General features: G+C 71.0%; 26 protein-coding genes. 12 read left to right on the top strand and 14 right to left on the bottom strand.

Annotation, left to right across the window (positions count from 1 at the left end; genetic code table 11):
* Positions 1-10: 10 nt before the first annotated feature.
* Positions 11-1,210 carry a CaiB/BaiF CoA-transferase family protein gene (locus K206_RS0103845; RefSeq protein WP_020201093.1) on the bottom strand — a complete coding sequence of 400 codons (1,200 nt, stop codon included), beginning with the start codon at positions 1,208-1,210 and terminating at the stop codon, positions 11-13.
* On the bottom strand, positions 1,207-2,163 hold the full coding sequence (locus tag K206_RS0103840) for a tripartite tricarboxylate transporter substrate binding protein (protein ID WP_020423658.1): 957 nt from the start codon (positions 2,161-2,163) through the stop codon (positions 1,207-1,209). The genes K206_RS0103845 and K206_RS0103840 overlap by 4 nt, the downstream gene beginning before the upstream one ends.
* Positions 2,164-2,455: 292 nt before the next feature.
* On the opposite strand from K206_RS0103840, the gene ppk1 reads away from it, so the two are divergent.
* Positions 2,456-4,600, top strand: a complete 2,145-nt coding sequence (ppk1, locus tag K206_RS0103835; RefSeq protein WP_043365322.1) for a polyphosphate kinase 1 — start codon at positions 2,456-2,458, stop codon at positions 4,598-4,600.
* 298 nt (positions 4,601-4,898) lie between these two features.
* Positions 4,899-5,231, top strand: coding sequence for a hypothetical protein (locus tag K206_RS0103830; RefSeq protein WP_020201090.1), 333 nt, complete (start codon positions 4,899-4,901; stop codon positions 5,229-5,231).
* Positions 5,232-5,244: 13 nt separating this feature from the next.
* On the opposite strand, the gene K206_RS0103825 is transcribed toward K206_RS0103830, so the two are convergent.
* Complete coding sequence (locus K206_RS0103825; protein ID WP_020423657.1) at positions 5,245-6,276, bottom strand: aldo/keto reductase; 1,032 nt, start codon at positions 6,274-6,276, stop codon at positions 5,245-5,247.
* A 112-nt stretch (positions 6,277-6,388) separates the two neighbouring features.
* Here K206_RS0103825 and K206_RS0103820 point away from each other — a divergent pair, with 112 nt between their 5' ends.
* Complete coding sequence (locus tag K206_RS0103820; protein ID WP_020201088.1) at positions 6,389-7,306, top strand: LysR family transcriptional regulator; 918 nt, start codon at positions 6,389-6,391, stop codon at positions 7,304-7,306.
* A gap of 16 nt (positions 7,307-7,322) precedes the next feature.
* Here K206_RS0103820 and K206_RS0103815 read toward each other — a convergent pair whose 3' ends face one another.
* Positions 7,323-8,111 carry a carboxymuconolactone decarboxylase family protein gene (locus K206_RS0103815; RefSeq protein ID WP_020201087.1) on the bottom strand — a complete coding sequence of 263 codons (789 nt, stop codon included), beginning with the start codon at positions 8,109-8,111 and terminating at the stop codon, positions 7,323-7,325.
* A 158-nt stretch (positions 8,112-8,269) separates the two neighbouring features.
* On the opposite strand from K206_RS0103815, the gene K206_RS0103810 reads away from it, so the two are divergent.
* The 5 genes from K206_RS0103810 (at position 8,270) to K206_RS0103790 (ending at position 13,587) form a co-directional block, all read left to right on the top strand.
* Positions 8,270-9,202 (top strand): LysR family transcriptional regulator, encoded by a 933-nt coding sequence (locus tag K206_RS0103810; RefSeq protein ID WP_020201086.1) that lies wholly within the window; start codon positions 8,270-8,272, stop codon positions 9,200-9,202.
* Positions 9,203-9,374: 172 nt separating this feature from the next.
* Positions 9,375-10,259, top strand: coding sequence for a LysR family transcriptional regulator (locus K206_RS0103805; RefSeq protein ID WP_020201085.1), 885 nt, complete (start codon positions 9,375-9,377; stop codon positions 10,257-10,259).
* Positions 10,252-11,520, top strand: coding sequence for a YbfB/YjiJ family MFS transporter (locus tag K206_RS0103800; RefSeq protein ID WP_020201084.1), 1,269 nt, complete (start codon positions 10,252-10,254; stop codon positions 11,518-11,520). The genes K206_RS0103805 and K206_RS0103800 overlap by 8 nt, the downstream gene beginning before the upstream one ends.
* The gene (locus K206_RS0103795; RefSeq protein ID WP_020201083.1) at positions 11,517-12,635 is read left to right on the top strand and encodes a nitronate monooxygenase family protein; all 1,119 of its coding nucleotides are present in this window, start codon (positions 11,517-11,519) and stop codon (positions 12,633-12,635) included. Before K206_RS0103800 ends, K206_RS0103795 begins: the two co-directional genes overlap by 4 nt.
* 40 nt (positions 12,636-12,675) lie before the next feature.
* The gene (locus tag K206_RS0103790; protein ID WP_020201082.1) at positions 12,676-13,587 is read left to right on the top strand and encodes a LysR family transcriptional regulator; all 912 of its coding nucleotides are present in this window, start codon (positions 12,676-12,678) and stop codon (positions 13,585-13,587) included.
* A gap of 1 nt (position 13,588) precedes the next feature.
* On the opposite strand, the gene K206_RS37440 is transcribed toward K206_RS0103790, so the two are convergent.
* The 5 genes from K206_RS37440 to K206_RS37435 all read right to left on the bottom strand — a co-directional run bounded on the left by K206_RS37440 (position 13,589) and on the right by K206_RS37435 (position 17,318).
* Positions 13,589-14,089, bottom strand: a complete 501-nt coding sequence (locus K206_RS37440) for a RidA family protein (protein ID WP_052165780.1) — start codon at positions 14,087-14,089, stop codon at positions 13,589-13,591.
* A 66-nt stretch (positions 14,090-14,155) separates the two neighbouring features.
* On the bottom strand, positions 14,156-14,893 hold the full coding sequence (locus K206_RS0103780; protein ID WP_020201080.1) for an SDR family NAD(P)-dependent oxidoreductase: 738 nt from the start codon (positions 14,891-14,893) through the stop codon (positions 14,156-14,158).
* 309 nt (positions 14,894-15,202) lie between these two features.
* Entirely contained in the window at positions 15,203-15,679 is a 477-nt protein-coding gene (locus K206_RS0103775) for a nuclear transport factor 2 family protein (RefSeq protein ID WP_020201079.1), read from the bottom strand.
* A gap of 170 nt (positions 15,680-15,849) precedes the next feature.
* Positions 15,850-16,470, bottom strand: coding sequence for a flavin reductase family protein (locus tag K206_RS0103770; RefSeq protein WP_029043201.1), 621 nt, complete (start codon positions 16,468-16,470; stop codon positions 15,850-15,852).
* 143 nt (positions 16,471-16,613) lie between these two features.
* On the bottom strand, positions 16,614-17,318 hold the full coding sequence (locus K206_RS37435) for a GntR family transcriptional regulator (protein ID WP_052165779.1): 705 nt from the start codon (positions 17,316-17,318) through the stop codon (positions 16,614-16,616).
* Positions 17,319-17,358: 40 nt separating this feature from the next.
* Here K206_RS37435 and K206_RS42605 point away from each other — a divergent pair, with 40 nt between their 5' ends.
* The 3 genes from K206_RS42605 to K206_RS0103745 all read left to right on the top strand — a co-directional run bounded on the left by K206_RS42605 (position 17,359) and on the right by K206_RS0103745 (position 20,562).
* A complete protein-coding gene (locus K206_RS42605) occupies positions 17,359-17,577 on the top strand; it encodes a hypothetical protein (RefSeq protein ID WP_155887937.1) in 219 nt (72 codons plus the stop codon).
* 59 nt (positions 17,578-17,636) lie between these two features.
* Positions 17,637-18,611 carry a tripartite tricarboxylate transporter substrate binding protein gene (locus K206_RS0103755; protein ID WP_020201075.1) on the top strand — a complete coding sequence of 325 codons (975 nt, stop codon included), beginning with the start codon at positions 17,637-17,639 and terminating at the stop codon, positions 18,609-18,611.
* Between the two features lie 550 nt (positions 18,612-19,161).
* Positions 19,162-20,562 (top strand): NCS2 family permease, encoded by a 1,401-nt coding sequence (locus K206_RS0103745; RefSeq protein ID WP_020201073.1) that lies wholly within the window; start codon positions 19,162-19,164, stop codon positions 20,560-20,562.
* Between the two features lie 109 nt (positions 20,563-20,671).
* Here the strand turns inward: K206_RS0103745 and metC are convergent, their stop codons facing one another.
* The 5 genes from metC to K206_RS0103720 are packed head-to-tail and all read right to left on the bottom strand — an operon-like array spanning position 20,672 to position 25,137.
* Entirely contained in the window at positions 20,672-21,877 is a 1,206-nt protein-coding gene (metC, locus tag K206_RS0103740) for a cystathionine beta-lyase (RefSeq protein ID WP_020201072.1), read from the bottom strand.
* A 28-nt stretch (positions 21,878-21,905) separates the two neighbouring features.
* Positions 21,906-22,763 (bottom strand): amino acid ABC transporter ATP-binding protein, encoded by an 858-nt coding sequence (locus K206_RS0103735; protein WP_020201071.1) that lies wholly within the window; start codon positions 22,761-22,763, stop codon positions 21,906-21,908.
* Positions 22,750-23,556, bottom strand: coding sequence for an amino acid ABC transporter permease (locus tag K206_RS0103730; protein WP_020201070.1), 807 nt, complete (start codon positions 23,554-23,556; stop codon positions 22,750-22,752). The genes K206_RS0103735 and K206_RS0103730 overlap by 14 nt, the downstream gene beginning before the upstream one ends.
* Complete coding sequence (locus K206_RS0103725; RefSeq protein WP_020201069.1) at positions 23,543-24,289, bottom strand: amino acid ABC transporter permease; 747 nt, start codon at positions 24,287-24,289, stop codon at positions 23,543-23,545. The genes K206_RS0103730 and K206_RS0103725 overlap by 14 nt, the downstream gene beginning before the upstream one ends.
* Positions 24,289-25,137, bottom strand: coding sequence for a transporter substrate-binding domain-containing protein (locus K206_RS0103720; protein WP_029043198.1), 849 nt, complete (start codon positions 25,135-25,137; stop codon positions 24,289-24,291). Before K206_RS0103720 ends, K206_RS0103725 begins: the two co-directional genes overlap by 1 nt.
* A gap of 262 nt (positions 25,138-25,399) precedes the next feature.
* Here K206_RS0103720 and K206_RS0103715 point away from each other — a divergent pair, with 262 nt between their 5' ends.
* Positions 25,400-26,407: a tripartite tricarboxylate transporter substrate binding protein gene (locus K206_RS0103715; protein ID WP_020201067.1), complete on the top strand. Its 1,008-nt coding sequence runs from the start codon at positions 25,400-25,402 to the stop codon at positions 26,405-26,407.
* Positions 26,408-26,421 lie beyond the last annotated feature (14 nt).

Here is a 26,421-nt window from a genome sequence, read left to right as displayed (position 1 = left end):
ATGGTTGGATTCAGCGGTCCGCCGGCTCGATCTGCCCGCGCGGCACGGCTTGCGCGGCTTGTGCTGTGTGCGCGCCAAGCTCGGGCGCCGCGGCGCCGCCACGCGCGGATGCCGTGGATGCCGCGGGCGAGCGGAAGCGCGCGGCGATGCGGCGCGTGCCGTGCGCGGCCCCGCCGGTGTCTTCCTCGAAGAAGCCGATGGCGCGCAGGTGCGGGTCGTCGAGCAGGTCTTCGACGCGGTTGACCGGGCTGCACGGGATGTCGGCCGCCGCCAGCAGCGCCAGCCAGTCGGCGCTGGTGCGCGTGGCCAGCACCCCGGCCAGGTAGCCGTAGATGGCGTCGTAGTTCTCGGCGCGCGCGGCGGCGGTCTGGAAGCGCGCGTCGGCCTCGAACGCGGCGAGGTCGCCGATGGCCGCGAAGAACGCGCGCCAGTGCTTGTCGTTGTACACCACCGCGGCGATGTGGCCGTCCAGCGTGCGGTAGGGGCGCCGGTGCGGCGTCAGCAGCCGGCTGTAGCCCATCGGGCCGGCCGGCGGCAGGAAGCTCGCGCCGCCGAGGTGGTCGCCCAGCACGAACGCGGCCACGGTCTCGAACATCGAGACCTTCACGGATTCGCCCTGCCCCGTCTGCCGGCGGCGATAGAGCGCGGCCAGCGTGGCATGCGCCGCGGTCAGGCCGGTGACGCGGTCGGCGATCAGGGTCGGCACGTACATCGGCGCGCCGCCCGACTGGCGCGCGAACAGCTCGGCCAGGCCGGTCTGCGCCTGGATGATGTCGTCGTACGCGGCGCGGCCCTCGTAGGGGCCGTCGGCGGCGTAGCCGGTCAGCTCGACGTGAACGACCGACGGATGCAGGCGCCGCACCGCGGCTTCGTCCAGGCCCAGGCGGCGCATCGCCTGCGGGCGCACGTTGTGGATGAACACGTCGAAGCCGGGCAGCATGGCGCGCAGCGCGTCCTGGTCCTGCGCGCGCTTGAGGTCGAGCACCACCGAGCGCTTGCCCTGGTTGGCGTGCAGGAACATGGCGCCCATGCCCGGCGCGCGCTTGGCTCCCGCATGGCGCATCACGTCGCCCTCGGGCGGCTCCACCTTGACCACCTCGGCGCCGTAGTCGGCCAGGATCTGGGTGCATACCGGCCCCATCACGACCGAGGTCAGGTCGAGCACGCGCACCCCTTCGAGCGGCGCCGGCTGGCTGAACGGCTGCGTCATTGCTGCTCGACTCCCGCCCTGGCCGCGCGCGCCGTCCAGATGTCGCGCTGCGCCAGCGCGAAGGCGCCGTGCTCCCTGATGCCGCTCGGGCTGGCCACCATGCCCAGGCGGGCGAGCTTTTCCTTCACCTGCGGGTCGGACAAGGCCGCGCCGACTTCCTTGTTCCAGCGCTCGGTCACGCTCGCGGGCGTGCCCGCGGGCGCCGCCAGGCCGACCCAGACCACGAGGTCGAAGTCCTTGTAGCCGGCCTCCGTCATGGTGGGAATGCCGGGCAGGTCGGGCGAGCGCCGCGGGCTGGAGATGGCCAGGCCGGCCAGCTTGCCGCCCTTGAGGAAGCTCGTCACCACCGAGGTGTCCGCCAGCATGTAGTCGATCTGGCTGCCCATCAGGTCCGTGACCGCGGGCGGCTGGCTCTTGTACGGAATGCCTTCGGAGGGCGCGTCGGCCACCATGCTGAAGGTCGCCGCGGCGATCTGCGCGGAGCCGCTGCCGTAGCCGTAGCGCAGCGGCGCCTTGCGGGCCTGGGCGGCCAGTTCCTTCGCGGTCTTGTAGGGCGCGTCGGGGCGCGTCACCAGCACCATCGGGATGGTGGCGATGCGCGTGATGTGGACGAAGTCCCTGATCGGGTCGTAGCCGGGATGGCGGTACAGCGCGCCGATGCCGGAATGGGTGGCGCTGCTGGTCAGCAGCAGGGTGTAGCCGTCGGGCGCGGCCTTGGCCACGTAGGCCGAGCCGATGATGCCGTTGGCGCCGGGGCGGTTGTCCACCACGATGGTGCCGAGCTTGTCGCGCACCGCCTCGGCGACGATGCGCGCCGCGGTGTCGGACGCGCTGCCGGCGCCGAACGGCACCACCAGTTTCACCGGGCGGGCCGGATAGGCCTCCCCGTCCTGCGCCAAAGCGGCGTGGGCCAGCGCGGCCGATGCCACCAGCAAGGCTGCGAATCTCTTCATGCCATGTCTCCTCATCGTCTGTTCTGTTTTGATGGGGGCATCCTATTCGCAGCCCGCCGCGCGTCACAAGCGAATGGTTTTCATAAACCTATCCCGGCATGGAATGAATGCGGCGCGCGCCCGCGGCAGCCGGCGCGGCCGTTCCCGCCGCCGGTCCGGCACGATGCAGGCGCCGCGCGACTGCGGCACGAGCGCCGCGCCACCCTCCTCAAGCGCCGCGCGACGCGGTACTATCAGGCCATCGTGTCGCCGCCGGTGGCGACCCATACAAGAAAAAGGATTGAAGTCGAATATGGCCGAAGGCTCGGGTGTCCCACTGCAGACCGCCCCGTCCCTCCCCTTGCCGTCGAGTGATGCAAAAGGCGCTCCCGCGGATTTCCTCGCCAGCGCCGATGCCCGGCAGACCTTCCTGAACCGCATCGCCAGCCAGCTGGAGTTCAACCACCGCGTGCTGCTCCAGGCCGCGGACCCCGAGGTCCCGCTGCTGGAGCGGCTGCGCTTCCTGTGCGTGTTCAGCAGCAATCTCGACGAGTTCTACGAGATCCGCGTGGCCGGCCTCAAGGAGCAGATCAAGCTGCAGTCCGCGCTGCCCGGCCCGGACGGGCTGGACCCGCGCCAGGTCTACGCGCTGCTCGGCGCGCGGGCGCGCAAGCTGGTGGCGGAGCAATACCGGCTGTTCAACGACGTGCTGGTGCCGGAGCTGGCCGCCGAGGGCATCCGCTTCCTGCGGCGCCCGCACTGGTCCGCCGAGCAGGCCGAGTACATCCGCGAGTTCTTTTTCCGCGAGCTGATGCCGATGCTCACCCCGATCGGCCTCGACCCGGCGCACCCGTTCCCGCGCGTGCTCAACAAGAGCCTGAATTTCGCCGTGGAGCTCGAAGGCAAGGACGCCTTCGGCCGCGAAGCCGGCGCCGCCATCGTGCAGGCGCCGCGCGCGCTGCCGCGCGTGATCCTGCTGCCAAGCAAGATCTCGGGCTGCCCGCACGGCTTCGTGTTCCTGTCTTCGATCCTGCATGCGCACGTGGGCGAGCTGTTTCCCGGCATGCGCGTGCGCGGCTGCTACCAGTTCCGCGTCACCCGCAACAGCGAGCTGTTCGTCGACGAGGACGAAGTGCGCAACCTGCGCGACGCGCTGCAGGGCGAGCTGCCGCAGCGGCACCTGGGCGACGCGGTGCGCCTCGAGGTGGCGGACAACTGCTCGCCCAAGATGACGCGCTTCCTGCAAGGCCAGTTCGGGCTGGAAGAGACCGAGGTCTTCGCCGTCAACGGGCCGGTCAATCTCGTGCGGCTGCTGCCGGTGCCCGACAGCGTCGCGCGCGACGACCTCAAATACCCGCCGTGCCGGCCCGGCCTGCCGAAGGCGCTCCAGCAGGAGCAGACCGACATGTTCCGCGCCATCCGCGACGGCGACATCCTGCTGCACCACCCCTACCAGTCGTTCGCGCCCGTGGTGGACTTCATCCGCCAGGCCGCCGAAGACCCGGACGTGATGGCGATCAAGCAGACGGTGTACCGCGCCGGCAACGACTCGGCCCTGCTCGACGCGCTGATCGGCGCGGCGCGGCGCGGCAAGGAAGTCAGCGTGGTGGTGGAGCTGCTGGCCCGCTTCGACGAGGAAGCCAACATGAACTGGGCCGCGCAGCTCGAGGAAGCCGGCGCGCACGTGGTGTACGGCGTGGTGGGCTACAAGGCGCACGCCAAGATGGCGCTGGTGGTGCGGCGCGAGGGCGGCAAGCTGCGCCGCTACGTGCATCTTTCCACCGGCAACTACCATTCGCAGACCGCCCGCAACTTCACCGACATCGGCCTGTTTACCTGCAAGGAAGCCATCGCCGCCGACGTGGCCAACGTGTTCTCGCAACTGACCGGGCTCGGCCATCCCGGCACGCTCGCGCACCTGTGGCAGTCGCCGTTCACCATGCACGCGGCGCTGATCGAGGCCATCCGCCGCGAGGCCAGGCACGCCAGGGCCGGCCGCAAGGGCCTGATCATCGCCAAGATGAACGCGCTGCTGGAGCCGAAGATCATCGAGGCGCTGTACCAGGCTTCGTGCGACGGCGTGAAGATCGAGCTGATCGTGCGCGGCGCCTGCGCGCTGCGGCCCGGCCTGCCGGGGCTGTCGGAGAACATCCGGGTGCGCTCCGTGCTCGGCCGCTTCCTCGAGCACGAGCGCATCTTCTATTTCTACAACGACAAGGCCGAGGACGTGCGCCTGTCCAGCGCCGACTGGATGGAGCGCGACTTCTTCCGCCGCGTCGAGATCTGCTTCCCGGTGCTGGACAAGGCCCTCAAGAAGCGCGTGATCGAGGAAGGCCTCAAGCGCTATCTCAAGGACAACCGCGATACCTGGGAGCTGGAGCCGGACGGCAGCTACCGGCGCCGGCGCGGCCGCCGGCTGGTGTCCGCCCAGGACACGCTGATGAACCAGCTGGCGTAGCGCCCTCGACATCGCCCGCGTCCGGGCCGGCCGGCGCCGTCTCATCGCGGCGGATCGCCGGCCGTCCGGCGCGGCATCCGCCACGCTTTCCTCCCCTCATCACCCATTGCCGCAACCGGCACTACCGCCGTCCAGCCCGGGCAATCCCGGGCCGGCTACCAGCCGCCGCGCCGGCATTGGCGGGCAGGTTATTCATAAGCCACATCCATTCCCCCGCATCCGCCGTTCCTTGAAATCTCCCGATTACTGTATATATTTACAGTTACTGTATGCATGAACAGTATTTCAGGAGCCCATCATGGAGCATCTGGTCCGGGTCCAGAACGAATACGACCGCCAGGTCCTCGCGTGGCTGCGCGCGCGGGTCGGCGACGCGGCCCTCGCGGCGGCAGCGCAGCGGCTGACCGGGGAACGCAAACCCTACCTGTCCACGATCTGCCGCAGCCTGAACGTCACGCCGCCGCCGCGGCGCTCGCTGCGCGCGCAGGCCAACCGCGCCACGCGCGAAGTCGGGGACCGCTACCTCGCCTCGATCCGCCAGATGCTGGCGCGCCCGGCGCCCGCGGCGCGGCACGCGGTGGCACTGGCCGCTTCCCAGCCGCCGTCGGTGCTGGCCGGGAACCCCCGCTGACAAGACTGCCGGCTCAGCGCTCGCTGTCGAGAAACGCCATCTGTTCCTCGCCGTAGCGCGTGCCGGCCACGGCTTCGCGCGGCACGGCCTGCTCGATGCGGGCCATGTCCTGCGCCGACAGCGACAGCCGCAGCGCCCCCAGCGCGCCCTCCAGCTGCGCCAGCGAGCGCGAGCCGACCAGCGGCACGATCTGCACGCCGAGCGCGCGGCCCTTGGCCAGCACCCAGGCGATCGCCACCTGCACCGTGGTCGCGCCCAGTTCCTGCGCCACCTGCCCGAGGGCGGCCACGAGCTGCTGGTTGCGGCCCAGGTTCTCGCCGGTGAAGCGCGGCAGGTGGGCGCGGAAATCCCGCGGCCCGGTCGGGCGCGAGCCGCTGATCAGGCCGCGCGACAGCACGCCGTAGGCGGTCACGCCGATGCCCAGCCGCCTGAGCACGGGGAAGATGCCGGCCTCCGGCCCGCGGCTGAGCAGCGAATATTCGATCTGCAGGTCGCTGACCGGATGCACCTTGTGGGCGCGCTCGATGATCTCCGGCCCCACTTCCGACAGGCCGATATGGCGCACGTAGCCGGACTTCACGAGATCGGCCACGGCGCCGATGGTGTCCTCCACCGGCACGGCCGGGTCGTGCCGCGACATGCGGTAGATGTCGATGTGGTCGGTGCCGAGCCGCTGCAGGCTGTAGGTGATGAAGTTCTTCACCGCCTGCGGGCGCCCGTCCATGCCCAGCCAGTTGCCGTCGGGCGCGCGCAGCGAGCCGTACTTGACGGACACCAGCGCCTGCCCGCGGCGGCCCCGGAGCGCCTCGCCGATCAGCATCTCGTTGTGGCCGGCGCCGTAGAAGTCGCCGGTGTCGAGCAGGTTGATGCCGGCGTCCAGCGCCGCGTGGATGGTGGCGATGCTCTGGCCGCGGTCATTGGCGCCGTAGAAATCGGACATGCCCATGCAGCCCAGGCCCAGTGCCGACACCTGCTGCGGCCCGTGCGCGCCGAGCGCGGCCAGGGGAACCCCGGGGGATTGGGAAGACTGGGAAGACGTGCTCATGTGAATCTCCTTCGCATCGTTGAATCGGTGAAGGCAGTCTATTGTGCTAACGGATGCGTATAAACTGCGAAACGAAGAAATCACTATTCCCTATATTCAGAACAATCCCGACATGTCCATCGACCGGTTCAAAGCTATGGAGGTCTTCGTCCGCGTGGTGGAACTGGCCAGCTTCTCGCGCGCGGCGACCGCGCTGCACCTGCCCCGGGGGCGCGTCACCACCATCGTCCAGGACCTCGAAAGCCACCTCGGGGTGCGGCTCCTGCACCGCACCACGCGGCGGCTCAGCCTGACCGACGACGGCATGGCCTACCATCAGCGCGCGCGCACCATGCTGCAGGAAATGCACGAGCTGGAGGCCATGCTCGGGCACGCCGTGGTCACGCCAGCCGGCCGGCTGCGCGTGGACGTGCCGGCCTCCCTGGGCCGCCATGTCATCGCGCCGGCGCTGCCGGACTTTTTCGCGCGCTATCCGCAGGTGATGATGGAACTGGGCAGTTCGGACCGCCCGGTGGACCTGATCGCCGAAGGCGTGGACTGCGTGATTCGCGGCGGCCTCGTGCACGACGAGAGCCTGGCCGCGCGGCGGCTCGGCGAGCTGGAAGTGGCAACCTGCGCCGCGCCGGCCTACCTGCAGCGCCACGGCATGCCCGCCACGCTGGCCGACCTCGACCGGCACCGCTTCGTGAACTTCTTCTCGGCCAAGACCGGGCGCGTGTTCCCGTTCGATTTCCGGCGCGGCGACGAGGCGCATGAAATCAGCCGCCCGCACTGGGTCGCGGCCAACGATGCCGACACCTGCATCGCCGCCGCCGTGGCCGGCATGGGCCTGATGCAAAGCCCGCTCAACGGCGTCGTGCGCGCGCACCTCGCCAGCGGCCGGCTGGTGCCGGTGCTGCCGGACTGGAATGCCGGCACGCTGCCGATGCTGGCCCTGTACCCGCGCAACCGCCACCTGAGCGCCAAGGTGCGGGTCTTCATCGACTGGGTCGCGGGCCTGCTCGAGGCCAGGCAAGGCGTGGCGCCGTGAGGCGGCCTCGCTGCCGTCAGTGCGCGGCCACCACCTCCCTGGCCGCCAGCGCCGCATTGATGGCGCGCGGGAAACCGGCATAGGCCGCGATCTGGATGATGGCCTCCACGAGCTGCTGCCGCGTGCCGCCCACGTTCAGCAGGCCATGCATGTGCACCTTCAGTTGTGGCGTGGCCGAGCCCATCGCCGCCAGCGCGGCCACCGTCACCAGCTCGCGGCTGGCCAGATCGAGGCCGGGCCGCGCGTAGATGTCGCCGAAGGCGAACTCGATGATGAAGCGACCCAGGTCCGGCGCGATGTCCTGCAGCGAGGCGATCACGCGCACGCCGGCCTCGCCGTCGATCTCGCGCAGGCGCGCGAGCCCGGCCTCGTAGCGCGAGCCGGCGGCGGCCGGCCGCGCGGCCGCCGCCGCCACCACGACACCCGCGCGGGCAAACACGGCCCGCGCCGCCGCAATGCCGTTGAGCGCCGCCGGAAAACCCGCGTACACAGCCAGGTGGATCATGGCCTCGACCAGCTCCGCCGGCTGGCAGCCAACGTTCAGCGCGCCGGCCAGGTGGAACTCCAGTTGCGGCGCGAGCCCGCCCATCGCGGCGAGCGCGGCCACCGTGACCAGTTGCCGCTCGGGCAGCGACAGGCCCGCGCGCGGATAGATCTCGCCATAGACGAAGCCGATGGCGAGGCTGGCCAGATCGGGCGCGATGTCGCCGAGCGCGTCGAGAATGGAGGCATCGGCGCTGCCTTCGATGGCGGCAAGCCGGGCCCGGCCGAGAGACAGCGTGTGCGGAAGAGTATGCGGATTCATCGGGAAGGTGTTCCTTGGTTCGGTGACGAGTTGGAGATGTGAAGAGGTGAAGAGGTGAAGCAAACGGTGAAGCAAGCTTAGCCAGCGCGTGCGCGCGCCGCCAATGCCTTCGGCGTGATACCTTGCACGTATCAGCAACCCGTCCGAGCGCACCCCGCATGCAGCCCCGCCTGGAACTCTGGCAACTCGAATACTTCGTGGCCGTGGCCGACGAACTGAGCTTTCGCCGCGCGGCGGAGCGCCTGTCGATCACCCAGCCGCCGCTGACCCGGCAGATCCAGGCGCTCGAGGAAACCGTCGGCGCGCGCCTGTTCGAGCGCGACCGCAATGGCGTGGCGCTCACGCCCGCCGGCAGCCAGTTGCTGCCCGAGGCGCGCGCGCTGCTGGCCGGCGCCGACGCCATGCTCGCCCGCGCGCGCAAGCGCGCGCGGCGCAACGCCGGGCTGCGCCTGGGCATCACCACGGTGGTCGACGCCGCGCTGTTCACATGGCTGGCGCCGGCCCTGCAGGCGCGCGCGCCGGACGTGCGGCTGCTGCAGAAACGGCAGATCTCGCAGCAGTCGATCGCCGACCTGCGGCGCGGCGCGCTCGACGCCGCGCTGATCGGCCTGCCGTCCGGCACCGGCGAGCTGCACGTCGAGCACCTGTTCGACGATCCGCTGGTCGCCGCGCTGCCGGCCACGCACCGGCTGGCCCGGCGCAAGCGCCTCTCCATCCTGGAGCTGCAGGCCGATCCGCTGTTCTGGTTCCAGCGGCGCCTCAACCCCGCCTACTTCGACCACTACGAAGCGCTGTTCCGCACGCTGGGCTTCTCGCCGCCGCGCGTGCCCGAGCCGGCCGACCACCACGTGCTGCTCGGCCTCATCGCCGACGGCCAGGGCGTGGCGCTGGTGCCGGCCTCGCTGCAGGCGATGGCGCGCGCGGGCGTGGTCTACAAGCCGCTCAAGGAAGCCGCCGTGCTGCGGATCGGCGTGGCCGTGGTCCACGCGCCCGGCAATCCGGCGCCGGCCCTGCCGCTGCTGCTGGAAACGCTGCGCGAGCGCTACCGGCCAGCCCGGCCAGCCGCGAGGCCGCCCGCGCGCCGGCGCTGAACGCGCTGCCCTTCTCCTTACCCTTCCCCTCCCGCCTTGCAAGTCACCCCGGCGCGCGCAAACCCTGCGCGCGGCAAGGTCTTCTTGACTTAACCATCCCAATAAATGATAGTTAACTGAAATTTGTTCTTTTTTAAAGAACACACTTCAATCCCATATCGAGGAACCCGCCGTGGATCTGGCCGAGCTGGAAATCTTCAGGACGGTGGCGCGCGAGGAAAGCGTGACGCGCGCCGCCCGGGCGCTGGACCGCGTGCAGTCCAACGTCACCACGCGCGTCAAGCAGCTCGAGGAAGAGCTTGGCGTGGCGCTGTTCCTGCGCGACAGCAAGCGCATGACGCTCACGCCCGAAGGCCAGCGCTTCCTGGGCTACGCCGAGCAACTGCTGGCGCTGGCCGAGGAAGCCCGCCAGTCGATGCGCGCCGGCGAGCCCTCCGGCCGGCTGCGCGTGGGCAGCATGGAAAGCTCGGCCGCGGCGCGGCTGCCGCGCCCGCTGGCGCGCTACCACGGCAAGTGGCCGCAGGTGCAGATCGAGATCCAGACCGGCACCACGCAGGCGCTGGTGGACGCGCTGCTGGCGCACCGCATCGACTGCGCGGTGGTGGCGCATCCCGGCGAAGGCGCGCCGGACACGCTGGACATGGACGAGCTCGGCCCCGGGCTGGAAGGCAGCTTCCTGTTCTCCGAGGAACTGCTGCTGGTGCTGCCGCCCAGCCACCCGCCGGTGCGCGCGCCGCAGGACCTCGTGCTGCGCAGCCTGGCCACCTTCTCGCGCGGCTGCACCTACCGCCTGTGCGCCGAGAACTGGCTCGCCGGCGGCGCGGGCCCGCGCCCGGCGCTCAACATGCTGGAGCTGGCGTCCTACCATGCAATCCTGGCCTGCGTGACGGCCGGCTCGGCGGTCGCCGTCGTGCCCCGCTCGCTGCTCGCGCTGCACCCGGACGCGGCGGGCCTGCAGACCGTGCCGGTGCGCACCGCGCATACCTTCCTGGTGCGCCGCCAGGGTTTCACGACCGCGGCATACCAGGCCTTCCTGCAGGAGCTGCAACATGGCTGAAGCCCGACCTGCCTGCGCCGCCCGGCCCGCCGGCGACATCGAGAGCGGCAGCGAGCGCGGCGCCGAGCGCGCCGGCGCGCCCTGGCTGCCGGCGTTGGCTGCCTCCCTGGTGCTGGCGGTCGGCATGGGCTTCGGCCGCTTCGCCTTCACCGGCATGTATCCGCTGATGGTGCGCGACGGGCTGCTGAGCGTCGGCGCCGGCTCGCTGGCCGCGTCCGCCAACTACGCGGGCTACCTGGCCGGCGCGCTCGCGGTGACGCGCCTGTCGCCGCGCGCCACGCCGCGGCTGTGCCGCATCGCGCTGGCCGGCACCGTGCTGTGCCTGCTCGTACTGGCGCTGCCGGCGGCGCCGTGGTTCGTTGCCGGCACGCGCTTCGTGGCCGGCTTTTTCAGCGCGCTGGCGCTGGTGGCCGCCTCGGTGTGGCTGTTCCAGCTCGTGGGCCAGCCGCACGGCGCGCCGCTGCTGTTCGCGGGCGTGGGCAGCGGCATCCTGCTGTCGGCCGAGGCCATCGCCGCCGGCAACCTCGCCGGCTGGCGCAGTCCCGCGCTGTGGGCCGCGCTGGCCGCCGGCGCGCTGGCGCTGTCGCTGCCGGCATGGCGCCTGCTCGGCGGGCGCGCGCTGCCGCCGCATCCGGCCGGCGCGGCCGTGGCCGCCGTCGGCGCGGCCGATGCCGCCGATGCGGCCAACGTCCCGGGACCGTGGCCGCTGATCGCCAGCTATGGCCTGGCCGGCTTCGGTTACATCGTGACCGCCACCTACCTGCCGCTGTTCGTGCGCGACGCGCTCGGCCAGGTCGACCCGATCCACGTGTGGGCCGTGTTCGGCCTGGGCGCGGCGCCGTCGTGCTACCTGTGGCACGCCCTGCATGGGCGCCTCGGCACGCGGCGCGCGCTCGCGCTCAACCTGCTGGTGCAGGCCGCGGGCGTAATCCTGCCCGCGCTCAGCCATGCCGCGTGGTCCTACCTGGCCAGCGCGCTGCTGGTCGGCGGCACCTTCGTGGGCACCGTGACCATCGCCATGCCGGCGGCCAGGCGCGTGGCCCACGCGGTGCCATTCAACCTGCTGGCCGCCATGACCTCGGCCTACGGCGTCGGCCAGATCGCCGGGCCGCTGGCAGCGGGCGCGCTGATGGCCCGCAGCCACAGCTTCAACGGGCCGCTGGCCGCCGCCGCCGCGGCGCTGCTGGCGGCCGCCGCCGTCATCTTCGTGCGCGCGCCGGGAGCCGGCAAGCGCCCCTCTTCCGAAGGAGTCACGCAATGAACACCCCCAATTCCGCCACCCCGCCGCGCGCGCTGCTGTCCCGGCTCGGCCTTGCCGTGCCGCTCATCCAGGCGCCGATGGCCGGCATCGGCACGCCGGCGCTGGCCGCGGCCGTCTCGAATGCCGGCGGGCTGGGCTCGCTCGGCGTCGGCGCCACGGACGCCGAAGGCGCCCGCAAGATGATCCGCGACACCCGCGCCCTGACCGGCAAGCCGTTCAACGTCAACCTGTTCTGCCACGCGCCCGCGGTGGCGGACGCCGCGCGGGAGGCGCGCTGGCTGGCCTATCTCGCGCCGAGCTTCGCCGAGTTCGGCGCCACGCCGCCGGCCGCGCTGCGCGAGATCTACCAGAGCTTCGTGGCCGACGAAGCCATGTTCGCGATGCTGCTCGAGGAGCGCCCGGCGGTGGCGAGCTTTCATTTCGGCCTGCCGCCGCAGCCGTGGATCGCCGCGCTGCGCGAGGCCGGCATCTACCTGATGGCCACCGCCACCAGCGTGGAAGAGGCCCGCCAGGTGGCCGACGCCGGCGTGCACGCCATCGTGGCGCAGGGCGTGGAAGCGGGCGGCCATCGCGGCATCTTCGAGCCGGCCGCGCGCGACGAGCGGCTCGGCACGCTGGCGCTGGTGCGCCTGCTGGTGCGCAACACCACGCTGCCCGTGGTGGCGGCCGGCGGCATCATGGACGGCGCCGGCATCGCCGCCGCGCTGGCGCTGGGCGCGCAGGCCGCGCAGCTCGGCACCGCCTTCGTGCCGTGCCCGGAAAGCGCGGCCGACGCCGCCTACCGCGCCGCCCTGCTCGCCGGCCAGCCGGTCCGCACCACGCTGACGCGCTCGGTGTCCGGGCGCACCGCACGCGGCATCGTCAACCGGCTGACCGAGCTGGGCGAGGCGCCGGACTGCCCGCCGATCCCCGACTACCCCATCACCTACGACGCCGGCAAGGCACTGCACGCCGCGGCCAAGGCACGGGGCAGCGCCGGCTTCGCCGCGCAGTGGGCCGGCCAGGCCGCGCAACTCTCGCGCAGCCTGCCGGCGGCGGAGCTGGTGGCGCAGTTGCGCGCGGAGCTCGCGCAGGCGGTGGCGGACCTCGCCCACGCCGCCGGCGCCGCTGCCTGAATCAGGCCAGAACCCGAACGGGAACGCGGATGACACACCGATGAAGCGCCAGTTCGACGACCTCCAGCTTGGCAGCATCGAGCTGTTCTGCCTGGCGGCGGAACTGGGCGGCTTCACCGCCGCGGCGGTGGCGGCCAGCGTCACGCCGGCGGCGGTGAGCCGCTCGGTGTCGCGGCTGGAAGAGCGGCTCGGCGTGCGGCTGTTCGTGCGCACCACGCGGCAGATCCGCCTGACCGACGAAGGCCGCGCGTATTTCGAGCGGGCCCGGCGCGCGCTGTCGCAACTGGTGGATGCCGAGCGCGAGGCCACCGGCCAGCACGCCAGCCCGGCCGGCCTGCTGCGCATCAGCCTGCCCACGCCCTACGCGCATTACCGCGTGCTGCCGGTGCTGCCCGAGTTCCGGGCGCGCTACCCGCAGGTGGAGATCGAGACCCACATCAGCAACAGCAACGTGGATTTCGCCGACGACGGCTTCGACCTCGCGGTGCGAGGCCGCGCGCCGGACGACTCCAATCTCATCGCGCGCAAGCTGGAGGACGCCGAGCTGGTGCTGGTGGCGGCGCCGTCCTACCTCGCGCGCGCCGGCGTGCCCGGCACGCTGGACGCGCTGCAGGCGCACGACTGCATCCAGTTCGAGCTGCCCAGCAGCGGCCGGCGCATTCCGTGGCTGTTCATGGAGGACGGCGAGCTGGCCGAGGTGACCACGCGCGGCGGCTACGGCTGCTCGGACGACGTGCTCGGCGGCGTCACGCTGGCGCGCAGCGGCGCGGGCCTGTTCCAGACCTACCGCTTCGTGGCGGAGCAGGACCTGCGCGATGGCCGGCTGGTGGAACTGCTGCCGCAATTCGGCGGCGCCAGCCGGCCCTTCGTGCTGCTTTATCCGCATGCGCGGCATATGTCGTCGCGCGTGCGGGCCTTCGTCGATTTCCTGGTCGACAAGTTCGCCGGCTAGCTCAGGCCGGGGACACGCGCGGCGCGGGCGCCGTCGGCGCGATCGGCGTGACCTGCGCGATCACCACCAGGATCACCGCGGCATCGGCCGGCAGCTGCGTCTGCGAGAACGCGGCGCGCGCGTGTCCGGCCTTGTCGCCCAGCACCGCGGCGAACAGGTCGGAGGCGCCGTCGAGCACGGCCGGCTGGCCGAAGAAGCCCTGCGCGCTGCTGACGTGCCCCTCCACGCGGACGATGCGCGCCAGCCGGTCGAAGCCGCCCAGGTGCGCGCGGATCTGCGCCAGCACGTTGAGCGCGGCCAGTTGCGCCGCCTGGCGCCCGTCTTCCGGCGTCAGCCCGGCGCCGACCTGGCCCCGGTACAGGAGCTTGCCGTCGCGCAGCGGCAGTTGCCCCGAGATGAACAGCAGGTCGCCGGCCTCGCTCGCCGCCGTATAGCTGCCCAGCGGCTGCGGCGGCGCCGGCAGCGTCAGCCCGAGCGCCGCGATGCGTTGTTCCACTGACATGATCGTCTCCGTCATGTTGCCCGCATGCCGGGCGGCAACGGCATGCCGCCGCCCCGCATGGCCTGCTTACCAGCGGCCCGCCGTCGCGCCGCCGTCCACCGGCAGCACCACGCCGCTGGTGAACGCCGCGCCGGTCAGGTACAGCACCGCGTCCACCACGTCCCTGACCTGCCCGATCTCGCCGCTGGGCGACAGCGTCTTGAGGAAGTCGTGCGTGCCGGCGCCGTGCAGCGGCGTATCGATGATCCCGGGCGCGACCGCCGACACCTTGACCCCGTGCGGCGCCAGTTCCAGCGCCAGGCCGCGCGTGGCGTGGTTCAGGCCGCCCTTGATCAGCACCGGCAGCAGCGCCGGCACCTGCGCGGTCGGCTGCATGGCGAGGCTGGCGGTAATGCTGACGATATGTCCCGCGCGATTCGCTCTCATATGCGCGGCGGCCTGCTGGGTAATATAAAAAAATCCCTTGAGGTTGGTATTGACGATATTCTCGACGTCCTCCTCGGTATATTCGCCGACCGGCTTGGCGATAAAGATGCCGGCATTATTGACCAGCACGTCGACCTTGCCGAAGCGCGCGCTGGCGCGCTCGAAGATGGCGCGCGCGGTGGCGGGCAGCGCGATGTCGCCGGCCACCGGCAGGAAGTTGTCGGGATGGCCCAGGCGCGCGGCGGCGGCGTCCAGCCGTTGCTGCGTGCGGGCGTTGCCCACCACGTTGTCGCCACGCGCGAGATAGGCCTCGGCCAGGGCGAAGCCGATGCCGCTGGAAGCGCCGGTGATGACGACGGTCTTGGGATGGTTGCTCATTGCAGACTCCAAATGGTTTGACGGTTGGAAAATCGCGCCGTTAATCGATCGATTCAGTCGGGCGATTCATCGCGGATCTCGGTGTCGGCTGCTTGTCGGAAAATGCCAGAAACCTTGAGTCGAACTATAGGCAGGCGCCGCGGCGGGATAAACGGGCGGCCCGGTACATGACTTGATACATGGCGGAACAAGTCGCGGCGCGCCGGCGGGAGAATGCCGAGCGGGAATGAGGGGAAGGGAAAAGCAGAAGCGAAAACGCCGCCGCCCCGATCGGGACGGCGGCGTTCCCGCAAGAACAAGACGGCGCGCTTACAACCCGAGGTCGCTCAGGCCGGGATGGTCGTCCGGGCGGCGGCCCAGCGGCCAGAAGAACTTGCGGTCGGATTCCTTGATCGGCGCGTCGTTGATGCAGGCGAAGCGGCGCTGCATCAGGCCGGCCTCGTTGAACTCCCAGTTCTCGTTGCCGTAGGAGCGGTACCAGTTGCCGGAATCGTCATGCCATTCGTAGGCAAAGCGCACGGCGATGCGGTTGCCGTCGAAGGCCCACAGTTCCTTGATCAGGCGGTAGTCGAGCTCCTTCTGCCACTTGCGCGTCAGCAGGCCGACGATGGCTTCGCGGCCGTTGACGAACTCGGCGCGGTTGCGCCATGCGCTGTCGACGGTGTAGGCCAGCGACACGCGCTCGGGGTCGCGGCTGTTCCAGCCGTCTTCGGCGCCGCGCACCTTCTGGATGGCGGTCTCGCGGGTGAACGGGGGAAACGGCGGACGGGATTCGGCTTGGGACATGGGTGTTCTCCTGGCTAGGGTGCGGCTGGGGCGCGGTTGGGGGTGAAGAGATGATACAGGTCTGTCTACACATTGTTTGAGTAGACAGATCTGTATGTCAAGGAGAAATTCGAAAACCCCACGGCGGACGGCCCGCGGGCCGCCGCCCGCACCCCGCCCACACCCCGCGCTCAGCCCGGGCGCCGCATGCGGAACAGCATCTCGGGCACGATCTCGAAGTAGTCCGCCGGACCGCCGCCGCGCAGGATCGGCCGGGCGGCGGCCGTGTCATAGATGCCGTCCTTGAACAGCGACTTCTCCACGTGCACGCCGACCACCTCGCCCAGCACCAGCCATGTGGGCACCTTGTGGCCGTCCGCGCCCTGGAGCTGGATCAGCTGCGTGAGCTTGCACTCGAACGAGACCGGGCTTTCCGCCACGCGCGGCACCGCCACCATGCGCGAGGCCGCCGGCGTCAGGCCGGCCAGCGCGAATTCGTCCACCTCGGGCGGCACCGCCGCGCAACTGGCGTTCATCTGCTCGGCCAGCGCGCGCGTGGCGAGGTTCCAGCAGAACTCGCCGGTCTGCTCGATGTTGCGCACGCTGTCCTTGTAGCCCACGCTCGAGAACCCGACGATCGGCGGCGTGTAGTTGAAGGCGTTGAAGAAGCTGTACGGCGCGAGATTGGCGATGCCGTCGGCGGCGCGCGAGGAGATCCAGCCGATCGGGCGCGGCCCGACGATGGCGTTGAAGGGATCGTGCGGCAGGCCGTGGCCGCGCGCGGGTTCGTAGAAGTAGAAGTCGTGGGACACGGAGCGGGACACCCGGGAAAGACTGCGTTGAAGACCATGCCGGGCGGCGCAGGGGCCGCCCGGCAAGCTGCCTGCGATGCTACCAGTTGCGGGCGCCGCGCGTTTTGTGGCGCCGCGTTGTGGCGTCACGTCATGGCGCCACGTCATGGCGCCGCAGGCTCGTCGTAGGCGTCCCGCGCCAGCAGCACGAGGTCCGCGATGGCCTTGCCGCCCGCGGAGACATGCGCGCGCATGGCCGCCGCCGCGGCATCCGCGTCGCCGGCCAGCACCGCCGCCACGATCGCGCCGTGCTCGCGGAACGAGCTGGGCACGCGCGCCGCGTTGATGAGCCCGCGCTGGCGCCAGTAGATCGCCAGGCGCCGGCGCAGCATGCGGATCTGCTCGGCGAGGTAGGGATTGGCGCCGGCGTGGTACAGCACGTCGTGGAAGGCGCGGTTGGCCTCCACGTAGCCGGGCGTGTCGGCCGCCTCGACGTAGGCGCGCCCCTGCTCGAAGGCCGCCGCCAGCGCGGTCCGGCCCGCCTCGGTGATGCGCTGCGTGGCCAGCCGCGCCACCACGCCCTCCATCTCGGCCAGCGTCTCGAACATCGCCACCAGCTCGGCCACCGTCGGCTTGTGCACGAAGATCCCGGCGCGCGGCGCGATCGTCACCAGCCCCTGCGCCGCCAGCATCAGCAGCGCCTCCCGCACCGGCGTGCGCGAGCTGTCGAAGCGCTCGGCCAGCGCGCGCTCGTCGAGCTGCGAGCCCGGCTTGAGCTTGCCCGCGTGGATGTCCGCCTCGATGGCCTCGCGCACGCGGTCCTGGAGCGACTGACCGGGTAAACCTCGATTTGACTGCTCTTTTGGCATATCTAGAATCGTCTTAAATATATCTATACATCAATCTTATATGCAAAACCACGGCGAGCCACGGCTTCGCGTCGAAGAACGCGCAGCAATCATCACGTTGAGCCGCCCCCAGATGACCAGCCGCCTCAGCCCGCGCGACCTCGAGGTACTGCGCGAGCATATCAATGCCGTCGACGGCATGGAGCAGGCCCCGAACCGGATCGCGCGCAGCGCCACCGCGTGGCGCGGGAAGCGGCCGCCGACGTTCGCCGGCGGCTAGGCGCGCGCAGCCCAAAAAACCGCGAAGAAAACGCGGACAAACCGAGAAAGGAGACAAGCATGACCAAGCGGCACCCGATCTTGCTGTTCATGACGATGGCCTGCGCGCTGGCCGGCCCGGCGCTGGCCTCGGACTCGTTCCCGTCCAGGCCGGTGCGCCTCGTGATCGGCTTTCCCGCCGGCGGCGGCGCCGACAACGTGGCGCGGCTGTACGGCGACGCGCTGTCCAAGGAGCTGGGCCAGCCGGTCATCATCGACAACAAGCCGGGCGCCGGCACCACCATCGCCGCCGAAACCGTGGCCAAGGCGCCGCCCGACGGCTACACGCTGTACATCGCCACGGCCAGCGTGATAGGCGGCGACAAGGTGCTGTACAAGAACATCCACTACGAGCCGGCGGACTTCGCTCCCATCACGCGGCTGACGGTGTCGCCGCTGCTGCTGGCGGCCAACAAGGCGGCGGGCATCAACAGCGTGGCGGACCTCGTGGCCAGGGCGCGCCAGCAGCCCGGCTCGCTCAACTATTCGTCGTCCGGCAACGGCGTCATCACGCACCTGGCCGGCGTGCAGTTCGCCAAGCTGGCCGACGTGCGGCTCACCCACGTGCCGTACAAGGGCGGCGCGCCGTCCGCGCAGGCGGTCGCCGCCGGCGACGCGCAGCTTACCTTCGCCACGCCGGCCTCGGTGCAGGCGGTGATCGACACCGGCAAGGTGGTCGGCATCGCCGTGACCTCGGCCACGCGCTCGCCGGTGCTGCCCAACTACCCGACCATCGCCGAGGCCGGCATCAAGGGCTATGACATAACCAACTGGTACGGCCTGTTCGCGCCCGCGCAGACCCCGCCCGCGGTGATCGACAAGCTGTTCGCGGCCTCGGCCAGGGCGCTCGCCAGGCCCGATCTGCGCGCGCGGCTGGCCAGCCGCGGCGAGGAGGTCTCGCCGTCGGCCTCGCCGGCCGAGTTCAGGCAGTTCGCGCTGCGCGAAGGCAAGACCGTGACCGAGCTCACGCTCAGCAGCGGCGCCCGCATCGACTGACTTCCCGCGTTCTTCCAAGGAGCAAGATGAACCGCAATGCCGCGGGCCGCCCGCCCGCGGGCTTCACCGCCGCGCCGCGGCTCGATCAGCATCGCGAGCCGTTGCTGGCGGAATTCGCGGCGGCGCGCGACGACTGACCACTGACGACGGCGGCATCACCGGCTGTTGTCTCCGCTCTCCCGCGAAGTGGGCGAGCGGAGACAACCATCGGCATCTGGACCGGGGCGGCGCTACCCGAAGCGCATGCCAGCCTCGTGCGCCGACCTGCGCCCTTTCCCTCATACAAAAGCCGCAATGCCCGCCATGCGCCGCCGCGTATGGAGAATCGCCGCGTCTCCCTTAGTCTTCGCCATGCCGGACCACGGCCGCCAGCACGGAGTGGCGTCCACGTGGCCGGCACCCGCGCACCGCGGCATGCAGTGCAGCGCGCGGCACAGGCAACCGGCCTGTGCCGCCGCACCCGCCCGGCGACGACGAAAACAAAGCGAGACAGCCCGGATGCGAGTGGCGACGCCACCGCCCCGGCGCACCACAAAGGAGACACTCCGCCATGCTTGAGCAGCCCTTCCCCGGCACCGATGCCGTCGAGGCCAAGGCCGTCGATGCGATCGAAGCCATCGAGGTCAACGGATTCCTCGACAAGTATTTCCAGATCAGCGCGCGCGGCAGCACCGGCCGCCGCGAGGCCGTGGCCGGCGTGACCACGTTCATGGCGATGGTCTACTCGGTCTTCGTGGTGCCGGGCATGCTCGGCAAGGCGGGCTTCGACACCAGCGCGGTGTTCGTCGCGACCTGCCTGACCGCGGCCTTCGGCTCGCTGCTGATGGGCATGTGGGCGCGGCTGCCGATCGCCATCGGCTGCGCCATCTCGCTGACCGCGTTCACCGCGTTCGGGCTGGTGCTGGGCCAGGGCCTGTCGCCGGCGGTGGCGCTCGGCGCGATCTTCCTGATGGGCGTGGTGTTCACCGCGATTTCCGTCACCGGCGTGCGCGCGTGGATCCTGCGCAACCTGCCGGCCGGCGTGGCGCACGGCACCGGCATCGGCATCGGCCTGTTCCTGCTGCTGATCGCCTCCAGCGACGTGGGCCTGGTGGTGAAGAACGCCGGCGCCGGCCTGCCGGTCTCGCTGGGCAAGATCACGGCCTTCCCGGTGGTGATGTCGATCGTCGGGCTGGCCGCCATCTTCGGGCTGGAGCGGCGCCGCGTGCCGGGCGGCATCCTGCTGGTGATCGTCGCCATCTCGGCGCTGGGGCTGGCCTTCGACCCCGCGGTCAGGTTCGGCGGCGTGTTCGCGCTGCCCGCGCTGAGCGCGCCGGGGCACGCCTCGCTGATCGGCGCGATGGACATCAAGGGCGCGCTCTCGCTGGCGGTGCTGCCGAGCGTGCTGGCGCTGGTGATGACCGCCGTGTTCGACGCCACCGGCACCATCCGCGCCGTGGCCGGGCAGGCCGGCCAGCTCGACGAGAAGGGCCGGATCCCCAACGGCGGCCGCGCGCTGACCGCCGATTCGCTCAGCTCGATCTTCTCGGCGTGCTTCGGTGGCGCGCCGGCCGCGGCCTACATCGAATCGAGCGTGGGGGTGGCCGCCGGCGCCAAGACGGGCCTCGCCGCGGTGGTGGTGGGCCTGCTGTTCCTGGCGGTGATCTTCTTCTCGCCGCTGGCCGCGCTGGTGCCGTCCTACGCCACCGCGCCCGCGCTGATGTATGTCGGCCTGCTGATGCTCGGCAGCGTCGGCAAGCTGCATATGGACGATCTGGTCGACGCGATGGCCGGCCTGGTGTGCGCGGTGTTCATCGTGCTGACCTGCAATATCGTCACCGGCATCATGCTGGGCTTCTGCACGCTGGTGATCGGCCGCGTGGTGGCCGGCGAATTCCGCAAGCTCAACGTGGGCACGGTGGGCATCGCGCTGGCGCTGGCGGTGTTCTACGCGGGCGGATGGGCGATCTGACAGCCGCGGCCCGCGACCGCGTACTGGAAGCCGGCGCACGATGACGCCGGCTTCTTTGGAGGCGGATGACAGCCGCGAGCCGGCCCCCGCCTCCTCTTTTCCCGCGGCCTCAGGCTGCCGCGCGCGGCCGCGCCGCCTGGCGCTGCGTCGCCGCCAGTCCCTGCTCCAGATCCGCGATCAGGTCCGCCGCCGCCTCCAGCCCCACGTGCAGCCGGATCACCGGCTCGCTGCCGCGCCAGTAGGAATGCTCGGCCAGCCGTTCCCGCGCCGCCACCTGCGCCAGGCTTTCATAACCGCCCCAGGAAGCGCCGAGCCCGAACAGCGCCAGCGCGTCGACCAGCGCGTTCGCCGCCGCCGCGTCGGCGCCCGGCAGCGTGAACGACACCAGCCCGTTGGCGCCCGAGAAATCGCGCCGCCACAGCGCGTGGCCCGGGTCGGACGGCAGCGCGGGATGGAACACGCGGCCCACGGCCTCGTGCCCTTCCAGGAACTGCGCCACCGCCAGCGCGTTGCGCTGGTGCTGGGCCAGCCGCACCGCCAGCGTGCGGATGCCGCGCAGCGCGAGGTAGGCATCGTCCGCGCTGATGGCCAGGCCGAAACTGTCGTAGGTCTCGGCGATGCGGCGCGCCAGCGCTTCGTCCTTGACCACCACCGCGCCCTGCATCAGGTCCGAATGGCCGCTGACGTACTTGGTCGAGGCCAGCACCGAGACGTCCACGCCCAGCGCGAGCGGCTGCAGCAGGTGGCCCGAAGCCCAGGTGTTGTCGGTGGCCACGGTCACGCCATGCCGGTGCGCGATCTGCGACAGGCGCGGCAGGTCCAGCACTTCGTACAGCAGCGAGCTGGGCGACTCCAGGTACAGCAGCCGCGTATTGGGGCGGATCAGCGTCTCCAGGTCATCCCGCGACGGCGAGAAATAGGTCAGCTCGATGCCGAGCCGGCGCAGCAGCGACTGGTCCAGCCGGCGCACCGGCGCGTAGACGCTGTCGGCCACCAGCGCGTGATCGCCCGGCGACAGCAGCGCCACGAACACCAGCGAGATCGCCGCCAGCCCCGAGGGCGCCAGGAAGGCGCGGCTGCCGCCTTCGAGCGCGGCCAGCGCATCCTCCAGCGCGCGGTGCGTGTCCATGCCCTGGCGCCCGTAGGAACTGACGCGCTCGCCGCGCGCGTGGCGGGCGCGGATGTCGTCGTAGGCGGCGGTGCTCTCGAAACGCACGGTGCTGGTGCGCACCACCGGCACGTTGACCGGGCCGTGCCCGTCGGTAAACGGCGGCGTGCCGGCGTGGATCAGCTGGGTATCGCGATGGTGGCTCATGGTGCTCGGTGGTGGATGCGGGTGTGGCTCAGATGGCGAAGCGCAGCTTGTCGAAGCTGACGACGAAGGGATCGGCGGGCGGGCGCGCCTGGGCGCCGAGCGCGCGGTTGAGGAAGGCGCGCGTGCGCTCGCTGCCGGGCGCGCTGAAGATGCGGCGCGCCGGGCCATGCTCGACGATGCGCCCGCCCTCGGTGAAATACACCTCGTCGCTGATTTCCTCGGCAAAGCGCATCTCGTGCGTGACCAGCAGGCAGGTCAGGCCTTCTTCCACGAGGTCGCCGATCACGGTCAGCACTTCGCCCACGGTTTCGGGGTCGAGCGCGGAGGTGACTTCGTCGAACAGGATCAGCTCGGGCTCCATCGCCAGCGCGCGCGCGATCGCCACGCGCTGCTGCTGGCCGCCGGACAGCTCGCCCGGGTAGGCGCCGGCCTTGTCGGCCAGGCGCACCTTGCGCAGCAGCTCGATGGCGGTGTCCTCGGCCTGCGCGCGGCCGCGCCCCAGCACGCGCAGCGGCGCGATGGTGAGGTTCTGCAGCACGGTCAGGTGCGGGAACAGGTTGTACTGCTGGAAGACGAAACCCACGCGCTTGCGCAGCGCGATGCGCTCGGCCTCGCCGCGCAGCTCGCGCACCGCCACGCCGCCCACGGTCACGCTGCCCTGCTGTGGCTCCAGCAGCCCGGTGATGCAGCGCAGGATGGTGGACTTGCCCGAGCCGGACGGCCCGATGATGGACACCGCCTGCCCGCGCCGCACGTCGAGGTCGATGCCCTTGAGCACCGCGTTGCCGCCGAAGGACAGGTGCACGTCGCGCAGGGCGACCAGCGGCGCGGCCGGCGCGGGGAGCGTGGCCAGCGCGGGGCCGTCGGCATGTTCAGGCAACAGCATGTTTTTGTTCCAGATAACGGGTGAAGCGCGAGATCGGGTAGCACCAGGCGAAGAACATCGCCATCACGACGAAGTAGATCAGCACGGTGAAGGCGGTCTGGTTGACGGTATTGCTGGCGATCTGCGCGGTGTCGAGCAGGTCGTGCACGCCCACCAGCGAAGCCAGCGCGGTGCCCATCGTCAGCGTGGCGTAGAGGTTCATCCACGGCGGCAGCATGCGCCGCACGCACTGCGGCACGATGATCAGGCGCAGGATCTGCCGGCGCGAGAACGCCATCGAGCTGGCCGCCTCCCACTGCGTGAGCGGGATCGACTGCACCGCGCCGCGCAGCACCTCGGCCACGTTGGCGCTGGCCGGCAGCGCCAGCCCCACCACCACCTTGAACCAGTCCGGGAACGGCAGGATGTGGCGGCCGATGTTGATCTCGAACGGGAACACGTAGGTGGAGAAATAGATCAGCACCAGCCACGGCGCGTTGCGGAACACCTGCACGTACCAGTGCGCGGGCCGCGCCAGCAGCGCCACCGGCGACAGCCGCAGCGCGCCCACCAGCAGCCCGCCGGCGGTGCCCAGCGCGATCGCCAGCACGCTCACGCCGATGTTGACCAGGAAGCCGCGCAGCAGCGCCGGCGACCACTGCCACGCGCCGGCCAGCGCGCGCGCGAGGTCGGGATGGCGGCTGGCCGCCACCGCCAGCGCGGCCAGCGGCAGCAGCCACAGCAGGCCGGAGAAGCGCCGCGCCGCGGGCCAGGCGATGCCGGCGCGCGGCAGGCTTGAATCAGCGGTTGCCATAGCCGGGCATCCTCAGTCGGAGTTCGAGCCAGTTGCCGGCCCGGCTGACCACCCAGGTCAGCACGCCGAAGAACAGCAGCAACAGCACCATCAGTTCCAGCACGTTGTCGCGCTGGGTCCAGATCATGATCGAGGCGTAGGTGATGTCGCCCACGGCGATGGCCGAGGCCACCGCGGTGGCCTTGACCAGCTCCACCGAGTTGTTGACCAGCGCCGGCAGCGCGAAGCGCAGCGCCAGCGGCAGCTGCACGCGCCACAGCAGCGTGCGGCGGTCGAAGCCGAGCGACGCCGCCGCCTCCAGCATGACCTTGGGCACCGCCTCGATGCCGGCGCGCAGGGCCTCGGCGTGGAACACGCCCTTGTGCAGCGACAGCACCACCACCACCCACAGGAACGGCGTGAGCGGGTTGCTGCGCTGCGCGTCCTGCAAGGCGTGGGTGATCAGCATGTTGAGCACCAGGAAGGCGCAGTAGAGCTGCACCAGCGTCGGCGTATTGCGCGTGACCTCGACGAACGCGCGCGTGGCGCCGGCCACCAGCGCGTGGCGCGAGGTCAGCGCGGCGGCCAGCGCCACGCCCGCGGCCAGGCTGCCGGCCAGCGTGCACAGCACCAGCTCCAGCGTGACCCAGGCGCCGTGCACGAAGGCGCCGCGGTCATAGGCGTCGGCCAGGAAGGCGTAGTTCAGGCCGAGGTGGCGCGCCCCCGCGATCAGTGCGGCGATCGCGGCATCCATCAGCCGCGGCCGCCCTTGAACTTGTCATGCAGCTCGGTGAGCGAAGGCGACGGCGGCAGGATGCCGTTCTTCTTCTCGGTGCCGATCAGCCAGCCGCTGCGGTGCCAGCCCTGCACCACGCGCTCGACCGCCTGGATGGTGTCCTGCTCGCCCTTGCGCGTCCAGATCACCGTGGGCGCGGGGTTCAGCTCGGGCAGCACGATGCGGTAGTTCTGCCATTCCGGGTTGCCGCGCACCAGCGGCTGCAGCAGCGTGTTGTCGTGCACGGCGCCGGCGCAGTTGTCGCCGCGCAGCGCCAGCAGGGACTCGGACGAGCCCTTGAAGCCCTTCGGGATCGCGCCGTACTCCACCTGCACCGGGCGTGTATAGCTGCTGCCCTGCGAGATGCACACGGTCTTGCCCTTGAGGTCTTCCCAGCGCTTGATGTCGCTCTGCTTGGGCACGATCACGGCGCCGCCCACGCGGTAGTACGGCGTGGGCACGTAGCCGAGCTGCTCGCCGCGCTCGGGGGTGTATTCCATCGACGCGATCAGCACGTCGACCTTGCCCTGCTGCAGGAACTGCACGCGGTTGGACGGCTGCACCTGCACCGTCTCCAGCTCCACGTTGAGCTGCTTCGCGAGGTCCTGCGCGAGGTCCGCGTTGAAGCCGACCGGCTTCTGCGTGGCGGGGTCGATCGAGCCGAAGGCGCTGCCGGACAGCATCACGCCGACCACGATCTTGCCGCGCTGGCGGATCTTGTCGAGCGTGGCGTCCGCATGCGCGGCGCCGGCGAGGAAGGTGCCGGCCAGCAAGGCGGCGGCAAGGGCCGGCCAACGCGGCGACCGTGGCGAAAAAGTGCGTGTCATGGTGTGCTTCTGGTTGTTATGCGTGTCGTCATGCCGCGCGCCGGCCAGCGCGCGGCAGCCGGTGCGGTCGACCAACTGTACGCAAAGGCCCGGTGCCACGGAACGAATAAAAGAGGCAATCGTTATGCGCCGCGCGTTGCCACCGGGCACGCCGCATAACCATGCGCGGAAAGATTCGTTGGCCGCCGGCGGGGTGCGTTCCTAAGCTGTTCCTCCTCCTTCCATCCCGCACGTCCCGGCAACGCGCCGGGGCCGCAACGCCATGCAACGCCGCACTCTCTTTCGCACCTTCATCGGCCTCGGCGCCGCCGCCATCGCCGGCGCCCCGCTGCTGCTGCGCGCGCACGCCGCGCCCGCGGCCACCGAGGCCGACGCCTTTCCCGCGCACGCCGTGCGCATCGTGGTGCCGGTTGCCGCCGGCGGCAGCGCCGACAAGCTCGCGCGCACGCTGGCGCTCAAGCTCGGCGAGAAATGGGGCCAGCCGGTGGTGGTGGAAAACGTGGCCGGCGCCAGCGGCACGCTCGGCGCCGCGCAGGTGGCCAGGGCCAGGGCCGACGGCTACACCCTGCTGCTCGGCGGCGAGGGCGTGACGCTCAACGCCTCGCTGTTCAAGACGCTGCCCTACGACACGGCCCATGCGTTCCGCGGCGTGAGCAAGGCGGTGGTCAACCCGCAGATCCTGGTGGCGCGCCCGGACCTCGGCGTGCGCACGTTCCAGGACTACCTGGCGCTGGCCCGCAGGAAACCCGGCGAGGTGACGCTGGGCCTGCCCGGCAACGGCGGCATCGCCCACGTCGCGCACGAGATGCTGTCGCGCCAGGCCGGCATCCGCGTCAACTACATCCCGTATGCGGGCGGCGCGCCGGCCACGGTGGACCTGCTCGGCGGCCATATCGACGCCACCCTCATCACGCTCGCCGCCGTCACCGACTACGTGCGCGCCGGGCGCCTGACGGCGCTGGCCGTCACCACGCCCTATCGCTCGAAGGCGCTGCCGCAGGTGCCGACGATGGCCGAGGCCGGCGCCGCCGGCTTCGCCGTGGAAAGCTGGCAGGGCCTGATCGCGCCGGCCGCCACGCCCACGCCGGTGGTGGAGCGCATCAGCCGCGACGTGGCCGCCGTGCTCAGCGTGCCGGCCACGCGCAGCCAGCTGGAAGACGCGGGCTACGTGGTGGTGGGATCGACGGCGCAGGAGCTCGATGCGACGCTGTCGAAGGACATGCCGCGCTATGCGGCGGTGATCGCGGCTTCGGGGATTTCGTTGCGGTGAGGGAAACAAACCCC

The sequence above is a fragment of the Cupriavidus sp. WS genome (assembly GCF_000395345.1).
Lineage (GTDB): Bacteria > Pseudomonadota > Gammaproteobacteria > Burkholderiales > Burkholderiaceae > Cupriavidus > Cupriavidus basilensis_B.
The sequence above is the reverse complement of the archived record's forward strand: the minus strand, read 5'-3'. Positions and strand labels throughout refer to the sequence as shown.